16 protein-coding genes and 1 pseudogene are annotated in these 24,858 nt (G+C 73.7%); 3 read left to right on the top strand and 14 right to left on the bottom strand.

Features of this window, described 5'->3' with window-relative positions; genetic code table 11:
* Window positions 1-116: 116 nt before the first annotated feature.
* Window positions 117-2,942, bottom strand: a complete 2,826-nt coding sequence (locus ACWD4U_RS09680) for an AAA family ATPase (RefSeq protein ID WP_363450665.1) — start codon at window positions 2,940-2,942, stop codon at window positions 117-119.
* A 201-nt stretch (window positions 2,943-3,143) separates the two neighbouring features.
* On the opposite strand from ACWD4U_RS09680, the gene ACWD4U_RS09675 reads away from it, so the two are divergent.
* Complete coding sequence (locus ACWD4U_RS09675; protein WP_363450667.1) at window positions 3,144-3,764, top strand: DUF5701 family protein; 621 nt, start codon at window positions 3,144-3,146, stop codon at window positions 3,762-3,764.
* Window positions 3,765-3,774: 10 nt separating this feature from the next.
* On the opposite strand, the gene ACWD4U_RS09670 is transcribed toward ACWD4U_RS09675, so the two are convergent.
* Window positions 3,775-4,647: an HAD family hydrolase gene (locus tag ACWD4U_RS09670; protein WP_363450669.1), complete on the bottom strand. Its 873-nt coding sequence runs from the start codon at window positions 4,645-4,647 to the stop codon at window positions 3,775-3,777.
* Window positions 4,648-4,820: 173 nt separating this feature from the next.
* Here ACWD4U_RS09670 and ACWD4U_RS09665 point away from each other — a divergent pair, with 173 nt between their 5' ends.
* On the top strand, window positions 4,821-5,315 hold the full coding sequence (locus ACWD4U_RS09665) for a DUF5709 domain-containing protein (RefSeq protein WP_363450671.1): 495 nt from the start codon (window positions 4,821-4,823) through the stop codon (window positions 5,313-5,315).
* A gap of 8 nt (window positions 5,316-5,323) precedes the next feature.
* On the opposite strand, the gene ACWD4U_RS09660 is transcribed toward ACWD4U_RS09665, so the two are convergent.
* From ACWD4U_RS09660 to ACWD4U_RS09630, 7 genes are all read right to left on the bottom strand, one after another.
* On the bottom strand, window positions 5,324-6,046 hold the full coding sequence (locus ACWD4U_RS09660; RefSeq protein WP_363450704.1) for a carbon-nitrogen hydrolase family protein: 723 nt from the start codon (window positions 6,044-6,046) through the stop codon (window positions 5,324-5,326).
* A gap of 133 nt (window positions 6,047-6,179) precedes the next feature.
* Window positions 6,180-7,541, bottom strand: coding sequence for a cytochrome P450 (locus ACWD4U_RS09655; protein WP_363450673.1), 1,362 nt, complete (start codon window positions 7,539-7,541; stop codon window positions 6,180-6,182).
* Window positions 7,538-8,527, bottom strand: coding sequence for a terpene synthase family protein (locus ACWD4U_RS09650; RefSeq protein ID WP_363450675.1), 990 nt, complete (start codon window positions 8,525-8,527; stop codon window positions 7,538-7,540). The genes ACWD4U_RS09655 and ACWD4U_RS09650 overlap by 4 nt, the downstream gene beginning before the upstream one ends.
* A gap of 135 nt (window positions 8,528-8,662) precedes the next feature.
* Complete coding sequence (locus ACWD4U_RS09645) at window positions 8,663-10,354, bottom strand: hydrogenase maturation protein (RefSeq protein WP_363450677.1); 1,692 nt, start codon at window positions 10,352-10,354, stop codon at window positions 8,663-8,665.
* Between the two features lie 118 nt (window positions 10,355-10,472).
* Window positions 10,473-13,286 (bottom strand): AfsR/SARP family transcriptional regulator, encoded by a 2,814-nt coding sequence (locus ACWD4U_RS09640; RefSeq protein WP_363450680.1) that lies wholly within the window; start codon window positions 13,284-13,286, stop codon window positions 10,473-10,475.
* Window positions 13,287-13,469: 183 nt separating this feature from the next.
* Window positions 13,470-15,230: a hypothetical protein gene (locus ACWD4U_RS09635; RefSeq protein WP_363450682.1), complete on the bottom strand. Its 1,761-nt coding sequence runs from the start codon at window positions 15,228-15,230 to the stop codon at window positions 13,470-13,472.
* Window positions 15,231-15,494: 264 nt separating this feature from the next.
* The gene (locus tag ACWD4U_RS09630; protein ID WP_363450684.1) at window positions 15,495-15,854 is read right to left on the bottom strand and encodes a hypothetical protein; all 360 of its coding nucleotides are present in this window, start codon (window positions 15,852-15,854) and stop codon (window positions 15,495-15,497) included.
* 710 nt (window positions 15,855-16,564) lie between these two features.
* Between ACWD4U_RS09630 and ACWD4U_RS09625 the strand changes: the two genes are divergently transcribed.
* On the top strand, window positions 16,565-17,917 hold the full coding sequence (locus ACWD4U_RS09625) for a ricin-type beta-trefoil lectin domain protein (RefSeq protein ID WP_363450686.1): 1,353 nt from the start codon (window positions 16,565-16,567) through the stop codon (window positions 17,915-17,917).
* Window positions 17,918-18,021: 104 nt separating this feature from the next.
* Here the strand turns inward: ACWD4U_RS09625 and ACWD4U_RS09620 are convergent, their stop codons facing one another.
* The 5 genes and pseudogenes from ACWD4U_RS09620 to ACWD4U_RS09600 form a co-directional block, all read right to left on the bottom strand.
* On the bottom strand, window positions 18,022-20,427 hold the full coding sequence (locus ACWD4U_RS09620) for a ricin-type beta-trefoil lectin domain protein (protein WP_363450688.1): 2,406 nt from the start codon (window positions 20,425-20,427) through the stop codon (window positions 18,022-18,024).
* 129 nt (window positions 20,428-20,556) lie between these two features.
* Window positions 20,557-22,080 (bottom strand): arabinofuranosidase catalytic domain-containing protein, encoded by a 1,524-nt coding sequence (locus ACWD4U_RS09615; RefSeq protein ID WP_363450690.1) that lies wholly within the window; start codon window positions 22,078-22,080, stop codon window positions 20,557-20,559.
* A gap of 707 nt (window positions 22,081-22,787) precedes the next feature.
* Window positions 22,788-23,468, bottom strand: a complete 681-nt coding sequence (locus ACWD4U_RS09610; RefSeq protein WP_363450692.1) for a hypothetical protein — start codon at window positions 23,466-23,468, stop codon at window positions 22,788-22,790.
* 8 nt (window positions 23,469-23,476) lie between these two features.
* Complete coding sequence (locus ACWD4U_RS09605) at window positions 23,477-24,571, bottom strand: ROK family protein (protein ID WP_363450694.1); 1,095 nt, start codon at window positions 24,569-24,571, stop codon at window positions 23,477-23,479.
* A 92-nt stretch (window positions 24,572-24,663) separates the two neighbouring features.
* A pseudogene (locus tag ACWD4U_RS09600) lies at window positions 24,664-24,858 on the bottom strand (amino acid permease); the annotation flags it as partial.

Below are 24,858 nucleotides of genomic sequence, written 5' to 3'. Positions count from 1 at the left end.
CCGAGAGCCCGACGGCCCCTCAGCACCGCCACCCGAAACCCCCGACGCCTCGTCAGCACCGCCACCCGAAACCCCCGACGCCTCGTCAGCACCGCCACCCGAGAGCCCGACGGCCCTCAGCTCTCGGTCTCCGCCAGGGCCTCCGCCACCTCCTTGCGACCGACGCCGAGTTTGCGCAGCACGTTGGCCACGTGGTGCTCGACGGTCCGCGGCGACAGGAACAGCGCCTGGGCCACGTCCTGGTTGCTGGCGCCCTGCCCGACCAGTTCGGCGACCTGCCGCTCGCGCGGCGACAGCGCCTCGCCGTAACCGCGGCGGCCGGGCGACGCGGTGCGGCCGAGGCCGAGGTCGCGCCGGATGTGCTGGCAGCGCGCGGCGTCGGAGGCGGCGCCGAGGGTGGTGTAGGCGGCTTCCGCGGCGGCCAGGCGTTCGGCGGCGGTCTGCGGGTCGCGTTCGGCGAGGGCGCGGGCGAGGCGTTCCTCGGCGCGGGCGGCCTCGTAGGGGCGGCCGACGGCCCGCCAGGCGTCCCGGGCCCGCCGGAAGGCCTCGATGGCGCCTCCGGGGTCGGTGCCGTCGAGCAGGACGCCGCGGGCCAGGTCGAGGGCGGCCAGCGCGGCGGGGGCGTCGATGCCGTGCAGGGCCTCGGCGGCCTCCTCGGTGAGGTGCCGGGCCGCGCCCTCGTCGCCGACCGCCAGGGACGCCTCGACGGCGACCGGCAGCAGTTCGGCGCAGCGCGCCCAGGCGCCGGCCTGCCGCAGGGTGGCGACGGCGGGGGCGAGCACCTTGGCGGCGGCCGCGGTGTCGCCTTCGGCGAGGTCGAGGGCGCCGAGTCCGGCGGCGGACCGCAGCCCCGCGGTGACCTGCGACTCGCGTTCGCCGTAGCGGGCGGCGGCGGTGAACTCGGCGCGGGCGACCGAGAGCATGCCGCGGGCGGCGGCCATCCGGCCGAGCAGCATGGCGCGTTCGGCGCCGGCCATGGCGACGTCCGGGAACTCGGTGCCGAGTGCGGCGAACCGCTCCTCCAGGCCCTGCCACCGCCCGGCGTGCCCGTCCAGGCGCAGCAGGGCGATCCGGCTGTAGCACTCCAGGTAGGAGATGGCGGCCTGCCGGGCGAGCGCCCGGGATTCGGCGAGCAGGCGGCCGGCGCGCTGGTCGTGGCCGGTGTCCAGGGAGATGTCGCCGACGTTGTACAGCGCCCGGGTGGTCTGCCGGACGACCTCGGGGTTGGTGGAGTCGCGGGGCAGCCGGTCGAGCTCCGGCCACAGCGCGGGGTCGCCCTCGCGGGCCTGGAAGGTCAGCCGGGTGGCCCGGTAGGCGGCGGCGACCTCCTCGTCGGGTTCGGCTTCGAGTGCGGCGGCGGCCTTCGCCATCCGCTCCCATGCGGCGGTGCTGCCTCCGCCGCCGCGTTCGTCCATGGCGAGTGCGACCAGCGCGCGGGCGGCCCTGGCCGGGCGTTCGGCCAGTTCGTCGGCGGCCTGCTCGATCTGCGCGAACCCGGCCCGGTCGCCGCCCTGGACGGCGAGCCGCAGGCCGAGGGTGAGCCGGATCTCGCCGCGGTCGGCGACCGGCAGCCGGGGGTCGGCGATGATCCCGGCCAGCGCCTGGGTGCTGGCGGTGTCGTCGGCCGCGTTGGCGGCGATCGCGGACAGCGCGCGGGCGGCCCGGCCGCGCCGCTCGGGTCCCAGTTCGGCGTCGGCGAGCAGCTCGCGCAGCAGCGGACCGGCCAGCGTGGTGTCGCCGCGCTGGGCGGCCTGTCCGGCGGCGGCCTCGGCCGCCTGCCACCAGGCCTCCCGGTCGCCGAGCGCCCTGGTGTGCGCGGCGATCCGGCCGAGCGGACGCGGCTGCGCCCCGTTCAGCGCCCCGATCGCCCGCCGGTGCAGCGCGGCCCGCACCGGCCCGGGCACCGCCCGGTACGCGACCTGCCGGGCGGGCTCCCAGCGGAACGCGTACCGGGCGGCGGACGGTTCGGCCAGCACGCCCGCCCGCAGCGCCTCCACCAGTCCCGCCGACGCCGCCTGCGCCGGCAGGTCGGCCACCTCGGCGACCAGTTCCTCCGTCGCGGGCTCGCCGAGCACCGCCACCGCCTCGACCGCCCGCCGCGCGGACTCCCCCAGACCGGCGAGCCGCTCAGCGACCGACTCCCGTACTGCGAGCGGCAGTTGACGTTCCGTCAGCTCAGCGACGGGGTCGGGGTGCGGGCCACCCTCGCGCAGCGCCGCCAGGTCCTCCTCGACGGCCGTCGGCAGGCCGCCGCCGCGCTCGTACAGCGCCCGCGCCAGCGCCGGTCCGGCCGCCGCGCCGAGCGCCGCCCGGGCCAGCTCCAGCACCGCCGCCTCGTCCAGCGGCTCCACCCGCAGCACCCCGCCGGCCACCCCGGGCGGACGCCGGTACGCCGCCCCGAGCACGGACGCGCCCTCGGGCAGCTCCTCGCCCCGGTAGCTCACCACCAGCGTCAGCTGCGGCAGCGGGTCGCGGGCCAGCACCAGCAGCAGCTCGCGGGTCGCCCGGTCGGCCCAGTGCGCGTCCTCCACCACCAGCACCACCGGGCCGAGCGCGCCGAGCAGCGCCCGCACGCCCTGCACCAGCCGGTACGCCTCGTCCCCGCCGTCGACCGGCTCGGGCAGCCGCCCGGCGAGGTCCGGCAGCCATCCGGCCAGCGCCCCGGCGCTCGGCGGCAGCTGCGCCACCGGCGGCAGCAGCGGACCGCACTGCCGCAACGCGTCCAGCACCGGCCCGTACGCGGTCGGCTGCGCCACCGGGTGGCAGTACCCGGTCAGCGCCCGCTCGCCCGCCAGCGCCTCCGCCAGCAGCCGCGACTTCCCCACCCCGGCCGGGCCCTCCACCAGCACCACCGCGGGCGCCGCGCCGAACTCCGCGCGCAGCCGCTCCAGCTCGCGCTCCCGACCGACGAACCCCCACCGACCGGCCCGCGTCACGTCCACCCACCCCACCCGCCGGTCCGGGCGGACGGCACCCCGCAGCAAGCCTGGCTGACTCCCATCCCCCCATCATCGCGCCACCGCCGCCGAAGCCCGCGCCCGGCCCACCCCCCACGCCGTCCGACACTCCGTCAGCCCTGCGGGGAACACCGCACCGCGACAACCCGTTGACCCCCCGTCACCCACCCCGGCCCGAGGAGCGGCATGCCCTTCACCCCCACCTTTCCCTCCCTCCCCGCCCAGGCCGACCGCCTGATCTCCCTCGGCCTGGCCACCGCGGAGCTCCACACCGCCGTCGCCGTCCTCCCCGACCGCCCCGGCCTGCTCGCCCTCCCCCCGGCCGCCGCCCCGGCCTCCCGCCTCGCGCCGCTGGTCGCCCACCCCGGCCTGCCGGGCTTCGTGGTCGAGGACATGACCGATGTCGACGAGTTCGCCCCGCGCGCCGACCTCGACGTCCCGGCCGCCCCCGCGTACCTGCTGGAGGACGTCCGGCGCGGCGACGACCTCGCCAACTGGAGCCCCGACGAGGCCCTCCCCGCCCTCCACGCGGCCGACCGCACCCCGCTGCTGCTCACCGAGGGCCTGCTCTGGCTGCTCCAGCAGCCCGAGGCGCTCGAACGGGGCCGCTGCTTCATGACCATCGGCTCCCGCCGCCCCAAGCCCGACGGCCGCTCCCTGGACGCCCGCACCCCGGCGATCTGGATCAGCAACGGCACCGGCCGCGACGGCCGCTCCCGCCGCGACGCCCCCAAGGTCGGCTGGTGCTGGGCCGGCAACCGCCACACCTGGCTCGGCTTCGCCTCCGCCGCCCACCGCACCACCTGACCCGCCGCCGCTACGCCCCACCACCGCCGGATGCGCCGGGCCCGGCGCCCTGCTCCCCGCCTCCGAACAGCCCTTCCAGCACCTCCGCCACCCCGTCCGCGTCGTTCCCCCCGACCACCTCGTCCGCCGCCGCCAGCACCTCCGGGTGCGCTCCCGCCACCGCGTAGGACCGCCCGGCCCAGGCCAGCATCGGAAGGTCGTTGGGCATGTCGCCGAAGGCGACGGTCTCCGCGGGGCCGATGCCGTGCTCGGCGGCCAGTTCGGCCAGGGCCTCGGCCTTGCTGACCTTCAAGCCGATCGCCTCGACCAGCCGCTCGCCGTTGGAGTGGTACGCGGTGACCAGGCCGTCCAGGGCCGGGCGGGCCCGCGCGAGCAGTTCGTCGGCGCCGAGCGTCGCGTGCCGCCCGAGCAGTTTCGGCGCGGCCCGCCCGAACAGCTCTCCGTCGCCGACCCGGTCGACGACGGTGTCGGCGTCCCACTCGCCCGCCTCGTACCAGGGGTCGGCGGCCAGCCCGTGCGCGTACTCCACCGCCAGTCCGATCCCGGGCACGGCCGCGCGCAGGCGGGTCGCCGCCTCGGCGAGGACGTCCGCGGGGATGGCCCGTTCGGCGGTGACCGCGCCGGTGCGCAGGTCGTACCGGAAGGCGCCGTTGGAGCAGATCGCGGTGCCGCGGTGACCGAACGCGGCGGCGATCGGGGCCATCAGCCGCGGTGGCCGTCCGGTGACCAGGACGACCCGCGCCCCGGCCCGCTCCGCCCGGTTGAGCGCCGCGACGGTCCGCGCCGAGACGGTGCCGTCACTGCGGACGATCGTCCCGTCGAGGTCGGTGGCGACCAGCCGCACCGTCCCGCCACCGCCGCGCCCGAAGCCGTCCGCTCGCACCGCAACCCCAATTAGTAAACTTTCCTAACACACCTCGCGGCGATCCTCGCCCCACCCGCCCCCGGCGTCAAGACGCGCTCCCTCCCACCGCCCCGTGTTGCGGGGCGGGTCGCTCCCTGGCGAGCATGAAAGCGGGCTGGACCTCACCCCGAGTGACGAGGACAGGTGCTGACATGACCGACTGGGACGCCCAGGACCCGGAACCCGCCGAGGACGACGGCGTTCTCGAACCGGCCGATTCGCTGCTGACGGACCGGCTCGAGGACGACCCGCTGGACACCGGCCTGATCCCCGCGGACGGCTACCACGGGGCGACCGCGTACGGCACCACCCCGTCCGAGGCCGAGCGCGGCGAGTCCCTGGAGCAGCTGCTCGCCGAGGAGGAGCCGGACGAGCTCCCGGAGACGGTCGACGACCGCTGGGCCGAGGGCCCGTCCCCGCGGGCCGGCCGCCTTATGGAGGACGGCATCGACACCGAGGGCACCGACGTCGGCCGCGACGGATACGCCGCGAGCGCCGAGGAGGCCGCCGTCCACGTGGTCTACCCGGACGACGACGCGGAGGCCGAGTTCGACGACGCCGTCCCCGAGGAGACCCTGCGCGAGGCGGTCCGCTTCACCGTCCTGGACGATCTCGCCGACCGCGTCCCGGACGACGACTACCGCTGACCGCCCCCTCAGCCCGCCGGCGGCAGGTCCAGCTCCGCCACCAGCAGTCGCGGCCCGCTCTCGTCCGCCTCCGCCAGCACGGCCCCGTCCGGTGCCCACACGGCGCTGCCCCCGCAGCCCGTCCACGGCCCGGCGGGGCCGACGTGGTTCGCCAGCACCACGTACATCCCGGTCGCCTTCGCGATCGCCGGGTGCACGGTGCGCCGCTCCTCCCGCCCGCCCCCGGTGCCGTACAGCGAACTCGCCAGGTGCACCCGGCACCCCGCGGCGGCGTTCCGCGCGCTGACCTCCGGGAAGTGGTTGTCGTAGCAGGTCGCCAGCGAGTACCCCACCCCGTCCAGCGAGAACCGTCCGCCGCCCTCGCCCGGCGCGAACACCCCCTGCTCCTGCTCGTACAGGTGCTCCTTGGCGTACGTCGTCAGCACCGCGCCGTCCGGCCCGTACACCGTGCTCACGATCTGCGGCCGCCCGTCCGGCCCCGGCGCGGCCCCGTTGACCACCACCGCCACCCCCGATACCCGCACCGGGTCCAGGCGCGGATCCTCCGGCCCCGCCCACAACCCCCGGTCCGCGGCGATCTCCTCGAGCGCGTACCCCGTCAGCGCCAGCTCGGCCGTGACCAGCACCGCCGCGCCCGCGTCACGCGCCTGCCCGGCCAAGGCGGCGATCTGCCGGACGTTCGCCGCCACCTCCCCCGGCACACAGCTGAACTGCCCCGCCGCCACCCGCACCACCACGACCACATCCTCCCGAGAACCGACCCACCGAAGGGTATCCCCGGCGCGCACGTCAGTTCGGAGGTGGCGTCGGCCCCGTTCCCGCCGGGTGGAGCCGGAGGGAACGGAGCCGGTCGCCGACGAGCTGTCAGCGGGCGTGGACGGTCATCCGCAGGCCCCTGGGCGCGAGGGTGGCGCCCTTGGTCCAGGCGTCGCGCCGGCCGAGGACCGGGCGCAGCCGCCAGCGGGCGGCGATGGAGGCGAGGGCGAGCACGGCCTCGGTCATCGCGAAGCCGTCGCCGATGCACTTGCGGGCGCCTTCGCCGAACGGCAGGAACTCGCCGGTGGGCGGGCGGGATTCGCGTTGTCCGGCCCACCGGTCCGGGTCGTACCGGTCGGGGTCGGGGTAGAGCTCGGCGCGGCCGTGCACCTGGTAGGGGCTGTAGAACAGGTTGGTGCCGGCCGGGACGGGGTGCCCGCCGAGTTCGGCGTCGGCGGGCGGGCGCCGGCTGAGCAACCAGGCCGGGGAGTAGCGCCGCAGGGTCTCCTCGACGACCTGGCGGGTGTACGGGAGCTGGGGCAGGTCGTCGAAGGTCGCGGGTCGGCCGGCCAGGACCCGGTCGCATTCGGCATGCAGGCGCTGTTCGACCTCGGGGTGGCGGGCGAGCGTGCGCAGGGTGGTGGCGAGCAGCGAGCCCATGGTCTCCACGGAGGCGACCAGCATGTTGACCACCTGGTCGTAGATCTCGTCCTGATCGAGCGGCCGCTCGCCGTCCTCGGCGTGCAGCAGCAGGGACAGCAGGTCGCCGTGGTCGACGCCGGCCTGCCGGTAGTCGCGAATGTAGCGGTGGGCGTAGTCGCGCAGTCGGGCGTTGGCCCGGTCGTAGCGGGTCTTGGCGGGGGTGGGCAGCCGGTCGAACGGGGCGGGGGTGAGCATCCGCCGGTACATGCCGCCGAGCACTTCCCGCATGGTGTCGACGAGTTCGCGGTGCTCGGCGCGTTCCGCGGTGACCGCGAACATGGTGGCGCCGGCGATCCGGGAGGTGAGTTCGTGGGTGGCGGCGCCGACGTCGAGCGTCTCGCCGTCCCGCCAGGCGGCGGTGGTCCGGTCGATCTGATCGGTCATCAGGGCGGCGTAGCCGGGCAACCGGGAGCGGTGGAAGGCGGGTTGGAGGAGTCGGCGCTGGCGTCGGTGGTCGCGGTAGGGGCAGGTGACCAGGCCGTTGCCCGCGAACTCGCGGCCGCGGTCGAAGAACGCCCCGCCCTTGTCGAAGGTGCGGTCGTCGACCAGCATCCGGTGGACCAGGTCGGGGTGGCAGACCACCAGCGCGCGGACCGGGCCGAGCCGGATGGCGACCAGATCGCCGTGGGCGGGCAGGCCGCGCAGGAAGGCGTGCGGGTCGCGCAGCCAGGGCAGCAGGTGGCCGGCCAGCGGCAGGGCTCCGGGGGCGGTGGCCCAGGTGTAGCGGGTGGTGCGGGCAGCCGGGGCGGTGCGGCGGACGGCGGTCACGGCCGGGCTCCGATCGCGGTCAACTCCGGTGCGGAGGTGGCCTGGTAGCGGGCGGAGCGGGCTGCCCAGGCCTCGTTGGCGGCTATCCAGTCGCGCAGGCTCTGGACGAAGCGGTCGGCGGCGTCCTGCTCCGCCGGGTCGAGGGCGAGCCGGCGGTGGACTGCGGGCAGGTCGGCGGCGAGGGCCGCGAACCGGGCGGCCTTCCGGTGGGCGAGGCCGGCGGCCGCGGCGAGGGCGTCGGGCCGGGGCAGGCCGTCGGCACGTTCCAGGACGAGCACCAGGTTGTGCGGGTCGCCGAGGGCGGCCTCCTTGCCAACCGAGAAGACGTCGTTGGCGATCCCGACGAGCTCCGTGGCGAGCCCCAGCAACGCGCTGAACTCGGCGGCGCGGTAGGCGCGTTCGGGCATCCGGTAGTGCTGGATCCGCTCGCCGAGGTCGACGCACGGCAGGATGCCGACGGTGTCGCGGCGCAGTTCCAGGTAGCGGTCGACGGTGAGCGGGCCGCCGGTGCGGCGGTTGTCCGCCTCGACGACGTGCGAGAGGAAGTAGCTCCGCCAGTGGTCGGCGGCGCGGCGCTGCCAGTCGGCGGTCATGCCGCGGCGGCTGCGCTGCCAGAGGTCGGCGAAGGCGTGCACCATCGGCGCCGCGTCGGCGGCGGCCCGGTCGGCGTCGAGGACCCCGGTCAGGGTGCGGCAGATCCGTGCCGTGGCGCCCGGGTCGGCACCGAGCGGGCTGTCGAACTGATCGTCGAACAGGAAGAACAGGCTGAGCACGTCGAGGCCGAGGGTGAGGTCGTCGCCGCGCGCGTCCGGATAGCTGCGTGCGGCGAGTTCGGCGAGGTTCCAGCCCAGGTAGCGGTCCATCGCCGCGTCGTCGGGGATCAGCCGCTGCCTGCTCAGCCAGGCGGTGTTGGCACGGCGGGCCGCGTCCTCGTCCGGGCTGCGGCGTCTCTCGAAGGGCAGCGCCGGCTCGGTGGTGTGGGCCACGGACGCACCTCCAGTGGTTCGGTCCGCAAAGGGGAGCGGGCTGCTCCGATTGTCGGCTCGAACAGTTCCACGGACGGCTGCGCGGGCCGGTTCGAAAAGTTGGCCCGCGCAACCGTCCGGGTTTCCTGCTTCCCGTCAGCCGCGGAGGTGAGCGGGCGTGTCGGTGGGACAGACCTTGTGGACGAAGGCCCGCCGCAGCCCGTGGTAGGGCTCGTCGGGGTCGGTGAAGTTCCGCCGCATCCGGGCGAGTTCCTCAGCCCGGTAGGCGGCCAGCGGCTTGACCGCCTCGTCGGCCGCCCGCGTGCGCTTCTTCTCCAGCAGCCGTTCGGTGAGGTCGGGCGCCCCGGCAAGTTCGGCGGCCCGGCGGCGCACCCAGGTGCGGAACTCCTCGGCGGTGCCGGGCTGTACCCGGTCGACCAGGCCGAGCGCGGCGGCCTCGGCGGCGCCGACCGGCAGGGCCGCGGTGGTGAGCCGCTCGGCTTCCTCGGCGCCGACCCGGCGGGGCAGGCTGTAGGTCCAGTACTCGGAGCCGTACAGGCCCATCAGCCGGTAGTGCGGGTTGAGCACGGCGGCGTCGCGGCACCAGACCTCGTCGGCGGCGATGGCGAGCATGACGCCGCCGGCTGCGGCGTTTCCGGGCAGCGCGGAGACGGTGAGCTTGTCGGTGGTGGTGAGGATCGCCTCGACCAGGTCGTCCATCGCGTTGATGTTGCGCCAGGACTCCTCGGCGGGGTCCGCGGCGGCCTCGATGACGTTCAGGTGGATGCCGTTGGAGTAGAAGTCGCGCACCGGGCCGAGCACCAGCACGCTGGTCGGCCGGGCCTTGGCCGCGCGGTAGGCGGCGAGCAGCCGACGGCACTGATCGGTGCTCATCGCGCCGCTGGGGAAGGCGAATTCGAGGTATCCGACGGCTCCCTCCTCGCGGTAGCGCAGCTCCGCCCAGGTCTCTTCGACGCCGGCCCTGGCCGGCGTGGCGGACCATTCGGGCACCGCCTTCACCAGGTCGCCGAGGGCGAGCTGGGCGGGCAGCTTGAAGGTGACCGGGCCGCCGGGGGTGCGGCGTGGGCGCAGCTGCGGGATCCACACCGCACCGTCGACGGTGGCCCGGCAGATCGCGCCGTCCCGGGTGGCGATCACCGCGCCGGGCTCGCCGCGCAGCCGCTCCTCGGGGTGGCCGCCGTGCAGGAAGTACTCGCGGCCGTACAGCTCGTCGAGCACGCCCGGCTGGGAGTCGGCGGCGCGCAGCTTGCGCACCACGGTGGCGGTGTCGTCGGCGGCCCAGTCGATCCGGCGGTCCTGCTGGGTGTGCCAGGGCCGCAGCCGCCCGGTGACGTCGGGACGGGTGTAGTCGAGCGCCTCCGGGGTGAAGGTGCCGGAGGCGAACCGCTCGACCGCGAGCAGCGCGGCCTGCACGGCGGCGTCGGCGGCCTCGGTGCGGTACAACTCGCTCTTGCCGCACGGCTGGACGGTGAACGGCACGGACGCCCAGATCGGTCCGGCGTCCATCTCGGCGATCGCCTGCAGCACGGTGACGCCCCACTCGGCGGCGCCTTCGGTGATCGCCCAGTCCAGCGAGGACGGCCCGCGGTCGCCCATCGGCCCGGGATGGACGATCAGCACCGGATGCGCCTTCCAGACGTCCTCCGGGATCGCCCGCGTGAGCATCGGACAGAGGATCAGGTCGGGTCCGAACCGGGCCACGGCGGCCCGGACCGGCTCGTCGCCCAACGCGAGTTCCACGCTCACGGTGTGCCCGAGGGCGCGGAGTTCGGTGTGGATGCGCTGGGTGAGACTGTTGAACGCACTGGCTACGAGCAGGACGCGCACGGTGCCCTCCGGACGGGGTGTCGGGATGTCCGCAGGACGATGCGAAAGGTGCGGACGGCCAGGACAACGGGCCGTCCGGGCCGCCGGGTTCACCCCCTGGCCCGTACCGGGCCAGGCGTCAGGCTTCGGCGGTGCGGGCCCTGGCCAGGAGGTCTTCGACCGCCTTGACCGGTCCGGTGCTGCGACCCTGTTCGCGGGCGAGGCGCAGGGCCCGCTCCCACTGCTCGTGGGCCTCGACGGTGCGGCCCGCGTCGTAGTGGACCTGGCCCATGAAGTGGGCGTAGTCGAACTCGGCGTGGGCGTCGCTGCCCTGGGCCCGGCCGAGTTCCCGCATGCGCTCGATCTGGACCAGCGCCTCCGGGGTGCGGCCGAGTGCGTGCAGGACCTGGGCGTAGGTCTTGGTGGTGACGACCGTGAACGGGTCGAACTCCCGTCCGGCCAGCAGGTGCAGCGCCTCCTCGACCGGCTCCAGGGCGTCCTCGGGCCGACCGAGCACCACCAGGGAGTCGGCCAGGTTGTTCAGCGCCTGGGACAGCAGCCGACCGTCGCCCAGCTGCCGGCAGCCCTCGATGGCCGCCTTGATGTGTTCGACCGCGTCGGCCTCAGCGTCGGCGTCCGGCAGGAAGCTGGCCTTCATGGCCAGGAACCGGTGCCGCAACAGCGGCCGGTCGTCGCCCTCGGCGAGCTCCGCGGCCCGCTCGGAGCGCTGCAGCGCCTCCTCGTGGCGTCCCAGCCAGCCCAGCGACAGGCTGTGGTTGGAATACAGGTGCGGCCAGTTGTGGTCCTCGGCCTCGGCGGTGAGCGCGGCGAGCGCCCGGGACGCGACCTGCTCCCATTCGCGGAACAGTCCGGCGTCGTTGTAGAGGTATCCGGCGTTCTCCACCAGTCGGCCCGCGAACGCGGGGCGCCGCCAGTCGCAGGTCAGGGTGACCAGGTCGCGGATCGCGGGTTCCTCGGTGCGGAACCAGGTGAGTGCCCCGGCGGCGCCGCCGAAGGCCGGGGGCTGGTCGCCGGGCCGCGGCGCGGGGACGTGGCGGCGGGCGTCGGGCCGGGACGGTGCGACGGCTGCCGCGGCGGTGGCCAGGTAGTGGTCGACCAACCGGGCCAGCGCGGCGTCGCGCTCGCTCGCGGGGAGCTGCTCGGCGAGTTGCCGGGCGTAGATCCGGACCAGGTCGTGCCGGGCGAACCGCCCGGGCGCGGTCTCCTGGACCAGGTGGGCCAGGTGCAGCACGTCGAGTGCCTGGCGCGCGGCGCGCCGGTCGGTGTCGGCGAGCGCGGCGGCCGCCTGGATGCCGACCTGCTGCGCGGGGTGGACCCCGAGCAGCCGGAAGAGCTCGGCGGCCCCGGCGGGCAGCGTACGGACCGTCAGTTCCAGGGCCGCCTCGATGCTCAGGGTGCCCGTGGTGGCGAGGGTGGCCAGCCGGGAGCGCTCGTCGGCGAGTTCGCCGACCAGGGCGCTGAGCGGCCAGTCCGGGCGGACCGCGAGCCGGGCGCCGGCGATCCGGATCGCCAGCGGCAGCCCGTCGCACAACTCCACCACCCGCTGCGCCGCCGCCGGTTCGGCCGCCATCCGGGCCGGGCCGACCAGTCCCGCGAGCACATCGCGCGCGGCGGCGTGCTCCAGCGCCTCCAGCGCCACGATCGGCACCCCGTGCCCGGCTTCCAGGTCCATCAGCCGGTGGCGGCTGGTGACCACCGCGACACAGCCCGATTCGTCGGGCAGCAGCGGCAGCACCTGGGCCCCGCTGCGGGCGTTGTCGAGTACCAACAGGACGCGCCGGCCAGCGAGTTCGGCCCGGTAGCGGGCGGCGGCCTCGTCCAGGCCGGTCGGCACCTCCCGGCTGTCCACGCCGAGCGCCCGCAGCACGATCGCCAGGGCCTCCTCGGCGCGCAGCGGTTCGGTCTCGTCGAAGCCGCGCAGGTTGACCAGGATTCGTCCGTCCGGGAACCGTTCGGCGTTGCGCCGTGCCCAGTGCACGACCAGGGCGCTCTTGCCGACACCGGGCGGCCCGGCGACCAGGACCGCCCCGTCGCCGCCCGGTCGGGCGAGTTCGCCGAGCCGGGCGAGTTCCCGATCGCGGCCGGTGAAACCGCGCGGCTCGCGCGGGAGCAGGTCGACCACGGTCGGGGCGAGGAGTGTCCGCAGTGGCTCGCCGGTGGGGGCGGCAGGGCGATCCGATGCGGCAGCGGGGGCGGCCGCGGTCGTGGTGGGCGGGGCCGCCGACACCTGGACGAGCGCCTCCTGCAGTGCGCTGCCGGGCGTCAGGCCGAGTTCGTCCAGCAGTCGGGCCCGGGCCTCCTCGTACACGGCGATCGCCTCGGCCGGCCGGCCTTCCTGCGCCAGGCAGAGCATCACCAGCCGTACCAGCGACTCGCGCAGCGGGTTCTCCGCCAGCCGGTCCGTCAACTCGTCGGTCACGGACGGCCCCTGACCGTCCGCCAGCACGTGCTCGGCGAGCGCCTCGGTGGCCCGCAGTCGGACGTCCTCGAGCCTGGCTCCTTCGGTCTCCCGCAGCTTCGGCGAGTCGCAGTCCGTGAGGACCCGCCCGCGCCACAGACCGAGCGCCTCCCGCAGCAGCGGTACCGCGGCCGGCCCACCGGCGGTGCCCGCGTCGGCGAGCAGCCGCTCCATCCGCTGGACGTCGGTGTGACCGGGCTCGGTGCGCAACTGGTAGCCGGAGGCGGTGGTCTCCAGGCGCAGGCTGTCGTCGAGCAGGGCGCGGAGCTGGGACACGTGGCCCTGCAGGGCGGCCTTCGCGGTCGGGGGATGGTCCTCTCCCCACACCAGTTCGAGCAGCCGGTCGACCGTCACCTCCCGATTGGCGTTCAGCGCGAGCACGGCCAGCACCGCCCGTCGGCGGGCACCGCCGATGCGCACCACCGAGCCGTCCACGTCCCGGAGTTCCACCGGCCCCAGCAGCAGAACCTGCACGACACCTCGCTTCTCGCCGACCGGCCGAGGCGCTCCGACGCCCCACGGCGCCGGATGCCCTGCCCGGAGTCTAGACCCGCCCTTCGCAGGTCTTTGATCCCGTTCTGCGGCGACCGGGTTCGGGTGATCTCGACATCGAGGGGACCGATGGGACCGAGGCCCCGGCCCCCCCCGGGCCGGCCGTCAGCGGCAGGCGGCGCTGACGGTGTGGGCGAGGCGCTGGTACGGGTTGAACCCGGAGAGCTCGAGGGAACTGGAGACCACCCCGAAGAACGCCCGGCGCAGCCGGTGCCCGTCGGCGGGGGCGAGGCGGTAGGTGGCGCGGACGGCGAGGTCGGTGTCGATGAAGAGGGCGGCGTCCCGGTCGGCGGCCGCCGCGAGCGCGATGTGGCCCCAGATCGCACCGATCGCCTCCCGCAGCGCGGCTGCGGGAGCAATCCCGTACAGCCCGTTGGCGGCCAGCGCCGTGTCGAACGACTGCTGCCATCCGCCCGCGAGTTGACGGTAGGCGTCGAGGTCGTCGGCCTGGTCGCAGCGGGCCAGCACGCTCGCCGCGGCAGCGATGCAGCCGGCGGGTGCGGCGGTGCCGGCGAGCATGCGGCGGGTCACCAGGTGGGCGGTCTCCTCGACGGTACGCCGGTGGGGCTGCCAGGCAGCGGCCCAGTCGGGCGTGTGCAGGGCGGTGCCGGGCGCGGGCCGGACGGTGCGCAGCCTGGTGCCGGGCGCGGGCGGGGCGGCGGCGCGGGCGGTGTCACCGCCGGTGCGCTGGTAGGCGAGGAGTTGGCGGCGCACGTTGTAGCGCGGGATCAGCGGGTAGAACACGCTGAATCCCATGGCGTGTTCGGCCGCCTCGTCGTGTCCGGGCACGCCGCAGTCGCAGGCCAGGGCGGCGTCGGTGGACGCGGCGAGGGCGTGCCCGTAGTCGGCGGTGGCCTCGGGTCCGTGGTGGGCGAGGGCACTGAGGAACTCGTTGCCGGTCTCGTGGTTCAGGGCGTCCGGCACCGCGTCGATGACGTCGTCGTAGCGCAGCACGCTGGTCAGCACGCGGGCGGTGGAAGGGCAGGAGACGGCGGGGCGGAAGGTCCCGTCGAGGCCGGCCAGGTGGCGGTAGCCGGCCGATCCGGCGACCACCCGGACCAGCGGCGGGTAGAAGCCCTCCCACCAGCGGGAGACCACACAGTCCTCCGGGGTCGCGGCCGGTTCGTCGCGGTCGAGGGAGAGCGTGCCCTTCGCGGCGTCTTCCTGGAGTTCGTCCTTGAGGTAGGTGAGGGCCGCGCCCAGGGCCATCTCACGGGCCATCAGGTCCGGTGCGCTGCCGGTCAGGCGGGCGTACCCCTCGCCGGCGGCGCGCAGGTACGGTTCGGCGGAGTCGACGCCGGAGCCGTCAGCGGCACCGACGAAGTCGGCGGCCAGGGTGAAGCACAGCATGGAGGCGAACAGGTCGAGCTGGTCGAGGCCGGCCCGCGGGAAGGTCCACGAGTAGACCGCACCGAGGTAGTCCCGCATGGTCATCACCTGGTCGACCGAACCGGGGTTGCGCCGCCGGTACTCCGTCCACAGCCGGTTCGCCTCGCCGCCCTTGCTGGGTGAGACGGCGGCCAGCCCGGCCAGGCCCCGGGCGGTCCGGCCGCCGCCCTGGTCCCAGAGGGTCGCGGCGTGCCGCCCGGCGACCCTGCGCAACGTGTCGCCGACCGGCCCGGCGAGCAGGGCGTCCCGCAGGCCCGGCGACCGGGCCGCGACCAGGGCCTCCCGGGCGGCCGCGAGCCCCTCCGGGTCGCACGGGATCCGCGTCGACCGGTACGGCCGGTAGTCGGGCGGGCGGACCATGGCGGTCACCACCGCACCGGCCTCGGCCCGCCGGGGCGCGGCAGTACCCAGCCCGGCCACGCCCCCCGTCGCCAGTCCCGCGCTCTCGGCGCTCCACAGGGCCTCGGCCAGTCCCATCGCACTCTCCGTCCTCGGTCTCGGACCTCGCACGCGCGACTCGCCGCGACGGCGAAGGCGGCACGCACCCCCCTCGACGTGCGGCCCCCCTTCGCGGTTCACACCCCGCCCGCCCGCGGCCCGACCGCCGCCACCCGCACCACCGCGGGCGCTCGACCGCCCGACGGCCCCAGCACAGAAGCCGTCCGGATCACCGTCACCACGACGGCGTTCCGAACGGCTTCCCTTGCCCAGCGGGCGTCAGTGCAATGTCCGACGCCCGAGTCAGCCGGCCTGGTTGGTGTCGGTCAACTCGGGCTGCTGCGGGGCCTGCGGCTGCGGCTGCGCGGGCACGGAGGCGGTGGCCCGGGTGCGGTTCGCCAGCGACCGGACGAAGTTGACGACCATCACGACCGGCAGAATGAACGCCTTGAAGAAAATCATGTACGTGCCGCCCTCGAAGAGGAATCCGAGGTAAAAGCCGTAACCGACGAAGCCGACACCGGCAACCGCATTGAAGATGCGCCAGCCGTTGCTCAGGCCGGAGTTGTTGAGCAGGCCGATCCCGACCATCGCCACGCCGCTGATGAGCAGCAGCACGACATACCAGGAGAAGAGCGGTTCGGCACCGAAATCGATGTTCACAGGATTCCGCACCCGATTTCCCGCGGCAGGCACGGACACCCGGGCGGGGTTCCGGAATGGGGGCGGAATTCACGGATAAATCCGGACCGAGTCGGACGATTCGCGGACATCAGCCGCCACCGCACCGCCAGGCTCCGCACCCGCCGCGACCGTCGTCGCGGACCGGCGACCTGCGCGTGGCGACAGTGCGGCCAGTCCCGCGACGCGATCGAACGCCGCACCCATCGACCGCCGACCCGCCGTTGCGCCGCCCCGGATTTCGCGGGCCGACGAGAAACTTTCACTCGCCCCGCAGCACGGACGGCAGCCGCCGCACCCGACGAAGCGTCACCACCGCACCGCCGGTCGAACCGGCGCCCCCGGCCCTGAGCTGGCACGTCGCGCGCGACGGCGGCCGGCACCCGCAATCGTCGCGCCACCGACCTCGAAGCCGGCCCGCCCGCGCCGGAGTTGACTGCGTGCGCCGAGCGATGCACGCTGCCGCCGTCGCCCTCACAACACTCTGCACGTGCCTTCGAGGAGCAGACCTTCACCCGAATGTGAGCGCTCACATTCGGCGAGCCCCGCACCACAGTGCGCCTCAGGCGGTGCCCCACCCGCGCGCAGCACCGCGGGTCCGACCGCGCGTCATCGGACCGTTTCAGCTGGACGACGGAAGATCCGCCTGCCAGCGCCCTGAGCTCCTGTCCACCCACAGCGAAGGAAGAGCCATGAAACGCAGATCCCTGTTCACACCCGTGCTGGCCTCGCTGGTCGTGATGCTGGCCGCGATCAGCATGACGCTGGGCTCCGGCGCCAGTGCGACCGCCGCTCCGGTCAGGGCCGCCGCCGTCACCGCTGCGGGTAGCGCCGGCTGTGGCAAGGCGCCCGCGCTGGCGAGCGGCACCCACACGATCTCCAGCAGCGGCCAGAACCGCACGTACATCCTGCGGGTCCCGGCCAACTACGACCAGAACCGTTCCTACCGGCTGGTCTTCGGCTTCCACTGGGTGGGCGGCACCGCCAACGACGTCGACTCCGGCGGCACCGACGGGTACAACTGGTCCTACTACGGGCTGCGGCGCCTGGCGGACAACGACAACAACGGCACCGTCTTCGTCGCGCCGCAGGGCATCAACAACGGCTGGGGCAACTCCAACGGCCAGGACCTCACCTTCGTCGACGACATGACCAGGCAGCTCGAAGCCGGCCTGTGCATCGACACCACCCAGCTGTACTCGACCGGTTTCAGCTACGGCGGCTCGATGACCTACGCGCTCGCGTGCGCCCGGCCGACGGTCTTCCGCGCGGTCGCGGTCTACTCCGGGGCGAACCTCAGCGGCTGCAGCGGCGGCACCCAGCCGATCGCGTACATGGGGCTCCACGGCCTCCGGGACAACGTCCTGCCCATCTCCGGGGGACGGGCGCTGCGTGACCAGTTCGTCCGGAACAACGGCTGTACCCCGCAGAACCCGCCGGAGCCCGCGTCCGGCAGCCTGACGCACGTCGTCACCGCGTACTCCGGGTGCAAGTCCGGGTATCCGGTCGTCTGGGCCGCGTTCGACGGCGCGGGCCACGACCCCGGCCCCATCGACGGGTGCACCTGCGACGGCTGGCACACCTGGACGTCCGGCGAGGTGTGGAAGTTCTTCAGCCAGTTCGGCTCCGGCACCACTCCTCCCCCGCCGCCCGGCAGCAACCAGGAGATCGTGGGCCAGGCGTCGGGCCGTTGCGTGGACGTCGGCGGCGCCTCGACGACCAACGGCACGCAGACCCAGCTGTGGGACTGCCACGGCGGGACCAACCAGCGCTGGACCTACACGGCGGGCAAGCAGCTCATGGTCTACGGCAACAAGTGCCTGGACGCCTCGGCCAAGGGGACCAGCAACGGCACCGCCGTGGTGATCTGGGACTGCAACGGGCAGACCAACCAGCAGTGGAACGTCAACTCCGACGGCTCGATCACCGGAGTGCAGTCCGGCCTCTGTCTGGACGCGACCGGCACGGGCACCGCGAACGGGACGAAGATCCAGCTGTGGGCCTGCTCCGGCGCGGGCAACCAGCAGTGGAGTCTGCGCAGCTGAACCAGTACGTCGGGGCCGGTCCCACCCCGCGGTGGGACCGGCCCCGACGCCGTCTGCCGTCGCCCGCGCCTGAGTTCAGCCGACGGCGCTCACCTGACGCATCGTCAGGAGAGGGTCCACTGCTGGTTGGACTGGCCGCTGCAGGCCCACAGTTGCACCAGTGCGCCGTTGCTGGTGGAGACGCCGGTCACGTCCAGGCAGAGTCCGGACTGGACTCCGGTGACGGTGCCGTTGGCGTTGAAGGTCCACTGCTGGTTGGTCTGCCCGTTGCAGGTCCAGATCGCGACCTTGGTGCCGTTGGTGGTGCCCTTGCCGTAGGCGTCCAGGCAGAGCTGGCCGGAGCCGCTGTAGACCGTCAACTCGCCGTTCGCGGTGCGGGTGAAGGTCTGGTTGGCCTGGCCGTTGCAGTCCCAGATCTCGGTCTGGGTGCCCAGGGTGGTCGACCCGTTCGGGATGTCCAGGCACTTGCCCGCGCCCACGGCGTGCAGCGCTCCGGTGGTGCTGCCGCTGCCGCCGCTCGTCACGCCCGCCTGGGCGATCACCTGCTGCGCCCCGGACGGCCAGTTGGTGCCGCTGACCTGGACGTTGCCGGTGAGGACGTTGTTGTGCGGGGCGCCGGTGGCGACCTGGGTGGCGCCGCCGTTGTACCAGTTGCCGGAGAAGGTGTTGTCGTTGGTGTTGTTGCTGCCGCTCGCGTTGGTGAAGGCCCACACGCCGGAGTCCTGGACCACGTTGCTGCTCAGGGTCTCGGAGCGGGAGCCCTCGTCGAGGTAGAGGCCGACGGTGTTCTTGTTGTCGTAGACGTAGTTGTGGTCGATGCTCGTGCCGGGGTTCGCGGACAGGCTGTAGATGCTGCCGCCGTCGTGGAACACCTTCTTGGTGCCGTGCACCTTGTTGTAGCTGACCACGGTGTTCTTCAGGGTCGTCGCCGTGGTGTAGACGGGCTGGTAGTTGTAGAGGCCGCGGTTGCGGTAGTCCTGGCTGCCGCCGATGTCGTTGGCGCCCCAGCCCCAGCCGACGTCGATGCCGTCGTAGGCGAGGTTCGAGACCTCGTTGTGGGTGATGACGGCGTGCGTGACGTAGGTCGAGAGGATCCCGGCCATGTCCTTGTAGTCCTTGGCGACGTCGCTGATCTGGTTGTCCTGGATGGTGATGTTCTGGTTCGTCATCGCCGCGTTGGACGGGTGGTGGGCGTCGGGCTGCACGCCGCCGACCACGATGCCCGCCCCGGAGTCGTCGGTGAAGGTGTTGCCCGAGACCGTGATGCCCGAGGCTCCCAGGCCGACGCCGGAGGCGTGGGCGTTGGCGTCGTTGCCGATGCCGAGACCCACCTGGCCCAGGTGGGCGAACGTGTTCCCGGAGAAGGTGACGGAGGAGGCCGCCGAGACCTGCACGGCCGCGGGCACCTGGCTCCAGCTGTTGCGCGCGGCCTCGAACAGCTGGCATCCCGACTGGCAGGAGGTCATGAAGTCCGCGGGCTGGGTGACGGCGCTCCCCAGGAACGCCCCGCTCTGCTGGTCCGCGTAACCGACGGAGGTGCTGGGCTGCAGCCAGGTGGTGTGCGCGAAGCCGATGCCCTGGAAGGTGAGGTCGTGCGCGGGGTTGGTGTAGCTGCCGCCGATCTGCAACAGGGAGGTCAGCCGCGGCAGTTCGATGTCGTGCGCGGTGGCGGACCAGCCCGCGGGGGCCTTGTAGTACAGCTGGCCCGCCTGCGGGTCCAGGAACCACTGCCCGGCGGTCTTCAGGAACGCGTAGGAGTTCTCCAACTGCAGCGACCCGCCGGCGAAGGGCTTGGCCAGGGTGTCGTAGCCCCAGTTGTTGTTGTTCCACGCCGGCTGCTGCATGGTCACGGTGGTCCCGCTGATGGACTGCACCGGGGCGAAGCGGTCGGTGAAGGAGTTCTGGCTCTCCAGCTCGATCCGGCTCTGCTGCGGCAGCGAAGCCAGGTAGTTCAGCGCCGGGTTGGTGATGGTCATCCCGCTCGCGGTGATGTTCACGTCGCTGCGCGAGATCGGGATCGCCGCCCGCGGCGCCAGCATCCCGTCGACGTACAGCTGCCGGGAGTCGGCTCCGGTCGGGACCGACGCCGCGTAGATGTTGTTCGCGGAGTCCTTCAGGGTCCAGCCGGTCACCTGCTGCCCGCCCGACAACACCGGACTCGCGCCGGGGGCGGCCTGCCAGATCACCCGGTGGCCGTTGCTGCCCGAGTCGGCGCTGCCGAGCGTGAGCGGCGCGGACAGCCGGTAGGTGCCGCCCGCGAGCTGCACCACGATGTCGCCGGACATGTTCCCGTTGACGGCCTCCACGGAGGTCTTCGCCTGGGTCAGGGAGCAGGGCGCCGCGGCGGAGCAGGCGGTACCGCTTCCGGTCGGCGACACGTACAGGGTGGTCGCCGTCGCCGCCTGCGAGACCGCGGCGGGCGCGATCACGGCGGCGGCGACCGTCAGGGCCGCGGCGACGGACCCTCTCGTGCGGCGAGACGCCGGAATCCTGCGTTGGGTGGGCTTCATGGGGTCGCTCTCTCCTCGCATGGGTGGTGTGGCGGGGCAGGGCGGGGCGGCTGGAGCGCCGCCCTCATGGAGCGTCCCCGGCCGGTGCCGGCCGGGGACGGGTTCGTGCGCGCGGGTGGGCGCCTCAGCTCAACTGCGGGCCCATTTCTGGTTGCTGGCACCGGTGCACTGCCACAACTGGATCAGGGTGCCGTTCGCGGTGCCGTAGGCGCTGACGTCCAGGCACAGGCCGGACTGGACGCCGGTGACGGTGCCGTCGGCGTTGAGGTTCCACTGCTGGTTGGTCTGGCCGTTGCAGTCCCAGATGATCGCCTTGGTGCCGTTCGCGGTGCCCTTGGCCTCGGCATCCAGGCACTTGCCGCCGAAGACCCGCAGTTCCTTCGCGGCGGTCGGCGTCCACTGCTGGTTCGTGCCGCCGTGGCAGTCCCACAACTGGGTCTGCGTGCCGTTGGTCTGACTGCTGTTCGGGACGTCCAGGCAGCGGTTGGCGCTGGTGCTGCGCAGCGGGGCGGCCGCGCCACCGCCGCTGGTCCCGTAGCCCGCGGCGTTGACGCTCGTCTGCACCGAGTTCTCGGTGGCGTCGGTCGGGAAGCCCGCGGTGATGGCGCCCTCGAAGAACTCGCCCTGGCCGGAGACGCTGTTGTCGCCGCCGGTCCCGAGCAGCAGGGAGCTGTCGGTCTTCATCGGCGAGTAGCCGCCCGGCAGCGCACCGGAGTAGGTGGTGGTGAGCCCGCCGCTCGCCGCGTTCCCGTACTTCAGGGTGAAGTTGCTGGTCCCGTTGTTCTTCTCCAGGGCGGTGACGAAGGGGTAGTGCACGCCCTGGTTGTTGGGGTCCTTGTTGGAGCCGGTGTTGGTGTGGAACATCCCGTTCTCCAGGTCGGCCTCGACCCAGGGGCCGGTGCCGGTGCAGCCGCCGAACCAGCAAGCGTTGCCCCAGTAGATGGCGTTCATGGTGGCGTTGCCGGTGTCGGTGTGGCTGTTCTCGCCGCTTCCGTAGTCGAAGCAGCACCATTGGTTGGTGAAGTCGGACGAGGTCACCATGTAGATGCCCTCGGGCTGGGAGCCGGTGGGAGCCCCGTTGGCGTGGTCGACGCGGTAGCCCACGCCCTGGGTGACCTTGACGCCGAAGACCTGGTGACCGCCCGCCATGACGGGCAGCGCCGCGGCGTCGGCGCCGATGTCGGCGCCGTTCGGTCCCGGGCCCTTCCAGTAGCCGCCCGACGAGATGGGCAGGTCGTTGTGGCGGCTGGTCTGGTCGTAGATCTTGGTGATGATGCACGACGTTCCGGCGCAGAACGACGTCTGCGCCGACGCGTCGGCGTACCCGCCGACGGAGAGCAGGCCGACGTCGCGGGTGGTGTGGTCGGACGCGCGCTGGACCTGGTAGAGCGGCCCGTTGTACGCCGCGAACAGCGCCCGGGTCGTCGCGTGGGCCGCGATGCAGGGTGCGCTCCCTGCCGCGTACAGGTCGCAGGGCAGCGCCGCTGCCGCTGCGGGGAGAGCAGCGGCAGCGCGCTCCGCGCCCGGGGCGGGACCGCTCGCGGCGGCCCGGCCACCGAGGACGGCCATCGCCATCGCGAGGACCAGGAACAGGACGGCGGCCGGCCTGAGCGGGCGTAAGCCGGTGGAAACGGAGGACGTGCGGTGGTGCATCGGAGCCTCCCTCGAGTAAGGACATGAGTGCGGAACAATTGGTACGACACTCTCGGCCCGATGGATAGGACTCATCTGCACGGCGACAACCGCTCGAATACCGCCGGGTGCAGCGCGGAAGGACGTACGGACTTCCCGGTCCCGGCAGGGTGGAGCGGGTCATTCAGCCAGTTCGGAGCCGCCCATCGGAGCACAAGACACTCTCGCGAGGAGAGTTGCGGCGTCTCATTCATTGTGAGCGCTCACAATGAATGGAGGCGGAAAGCGGTACGCACTGCCCGCTACCGGGGGGCCCGGCGGGGCGAAATGAGACTGACACATATGTCGGCTGCAACTCAAGAGGTATGCAACACAAGCCTTCGTCGATGACGGAGGCTCCGCGGATCGCGCTCCAGACGGACGGCGATCACGCGTCCGGGCCGGGGCCATCGGACCGGTTCATCCGTTCTTCTCCGGGTATGCGTCGAAACATCAACGCCCACGCCCTCGGACGGTGAGCACCGTGACCATCCCGATCCCCTCCGACCCCGACGTCCGCCCGCCGGACCCCCCGGACAGCCCGCCGCGCCCCACCGATCCGCCGATCAGCCCACCGGTCCCGCCACCCGCCCCGCCGGACCCCGGGCCACCGACGCCCGCACCGCCCGCGCCGGAGCCGCCGGCACCCGAGCCGGACCCCTCCCCGGGACCGGTCGGCGCCTGACGGCTCAGCCCTGCTGCGGGTAGCCGATCTCGGCGATGTCCGCGGCCAACTCCGCCGGCGTCACCTCGGAGTTCAGCGCGGCGACGAGGTCCGGACCCAGCGGCCGCAGGGCGTAGACCTCGCGCACCGCCGCCAGGTCCACGGGAACCTCGTAGTACTCCTCGGCGAACCGCTGGAACGCCTCCGGCGACGCGTCGACCAGCAGCGCGAACAGCCCCGACGCACCGTCAGGATCATCACCACCCGCCGGGAACTCGATCGTCCCGTGCCGCCACCGGTCGTCCCCCGTCTCCCGCCACAGGCAGGCCGTCACGACCGGCACACCGTCCTCGTCGGAGAACGCCGGCTCCTCGACGAAGGGCCGGAACACCTCCGGAACGTCATCGAGCACGCCCGGCCACGGCTCGCCGTCCTCGTCGCGGCCCCGCCCGTACGGGCTCATCGGCGACTCGTGGTCGAAGCCCCTGACGTACGCCCCGGCCGCCGAGAACACGATGGAGTACTCGTCCCCCGAGCCGTTGCGCATCGAAGCGACCTCCTCCCCCTCGCCCCACCCGGCGTCGAAGGAGTGGTACCGCCCCTCCCAGTCCGGGCTGAGGATCGCGTCGAGCATCGCCACCGCGCGACACAGATCGCGCAGGTCGGCAACGGCGGGAAGTCGGCGGGCCACGTCGTACACAGTCACCGGATCATTCAACCGGACGTCCCTGACACCCCCGCCGCCACCTGGTCGAGGGCCAGGGTGATGGCGCCGTGCAGGGAGGCGTCCGCGGTGAAGCGGGCGGGGAGGACGGTGGGTGGGAAGGGGACGGCGCGGGCGAGGTGGGCGGTGAGGGCGGGGAGCAGGGTGGTGCGGGCGGCCATCATGCCGCCGCCGATGACGAGGCGTTCGGGGTCGAGGAGGACGGCGATGTTGGCGATCGCGGTGGCCAGGACGCCGAGGACCTGGCGGGCGAGGCGGTCGGCGGCGGGGTCGGTGCGGGTGAACAGCTGCTCGGCGGTCAGGGCTTCGCCGAGTTCGGCGGCGGTGCGGGCGGCGATGGCGTTGCCGCCGACGAGGTCCTCCAGCGGGGCGCGGCCGTCGATGTACAGGCCGTCGCCGTGGCCGGGGTCGAGGTAGCCGATCTCCCCGGCGGCGTGGTGCGCCCCGGTCAGGACCCGGCCGCCGAGGGTGACGGCGGCGGCGATGCCGGTGCCCAGGCTGAGGTAGACGCCGGGCTCGGCGCCGCGCAGCGCGCCGCGTCGCAGTTCGACCAGGGCGCCGGCCCGGACGTCGTTGGCGATCGCGACGGCGGGTACGTCCAGTTCGCGGCGCAGCCGGTCGGCGAGGGCGAGGCGTTCCCAGCCGGGCAGGTTGGGGGTGAGCAGGATCCGGTCGCTCTGGATCACCCCGGGGCTGACGGCCGCGTACCCGGCGACCTCCGCGGAGTACACCGTCCGTGCGTGCTCGGCGAGTTCGCGGACCGCGTCGGCGGTCCGGGCGAGGATCTGGTCCGGTCCCTCGGCGGCGCGGGTGGCCAGCCGGATCCGCCGCAGCGGCGTGCCGGCGGCGTCGGCGAGCGCGATCTCGGTCTTGGTGCCACCGAAGTCGATGCCGATCACGGCGTGGTCGGTGTGGGAACGCGGACGGTTCTCCGCGGTCTCGTCCGTCCCTGCGGCGTCGGTGAGTTCGGCGGTTCCGGCCGGTACGGCGGTCGCGGCGCCGTTCGCCATCGCGGCGCCGTTGGCGGTCGCGGCGGAAGAAACGATCGCGGCGGTCGAAGCGATCGTGGCGGTCTCGGTGGTCAAGACAGGTTCCTCACGTGGTGACCGGCCGGCGGACAGCACGGCGGTGCGGCGCCGCGCCGTCCACCGACCGGTGGTTGGGGGGTGAGCCGGCCCTACGCGGCCGGCTCAGCGGGGACGGCATCGATGTCGGTGCCGTCCTGTTGGGCGGTCAGGTACTCCTCGCGGATCTCCTTCGGGCCGAACGGCCAGGCACCCTCGAGCCGCGACCAGACCAGGTACGCCCCCACCCCGAGCGCCACCCACACCAGCGACCACTCGATCGGATGCACCCCCGGATTCGCCTTGTC

This window comes from Kitasatospora sp. NPDC002522, from assembly GCF_053595195.1.
This window is presented reverse-complemented; position numbering and strand designations above follow the sequence as displayed.